A 355-nucleotide genomic window follows, 5' to 3' on the forward strand; every position below is an offset into this window, starting at 1 on the left:
CACCGACAGCATCAAGGCGAAGCCCGACCTTGCCGAGCTGCTGCGGCAACTCGAGAAGACCGTTGCCATGCATCCGGAAGGACGCGCTGCCCTCGACCGGCAGATGGGTCGGGCCTTCGACGTCATCCGCGATGGACTGCCGCCGGAAACACCGCTGGTTCCGTTCCTGCAGCGCCACCTGCATATGAGCGAGCGGACGCTGCGCCGGCGCTTCGACGACACGTTCGGCTATGGTCCGAAGACGCTCGACCGCATCCTGCGCTTCCACCGCTTCCGCCGCCTGCAACGACAGCAGAGCGACGCCTCGACCGCGCTGCTGGCGATCGAGGCCGGCTATGCCGACCAGGCGCATCTG

The 355-nt window shown here is 67.3% G+C and carries 1 protein-coding gene; it reads left to right on the forward strand.

The genetic code is table 11. From position 1 onward, the window contains the following. Positions 1 to 355 (forward strand): helix-turn-helix domain-containing protein (locus EN818_RS31175; RefSeq protein ID WP_135906664.1); only part of this gene is annotated, 355 nt, incomplete at both ends.

Source organism: Mesorhizobium sp. M3A.F.Ca.ET.175.01.1.1 (assembly GCF_004791945.1).
Taxonomy (GTDB): Bacteria; Pseudomonadota; Alphaproteobacteria; order Rhizobiales; family Rhizobiaceae; genus Mesorhizobium.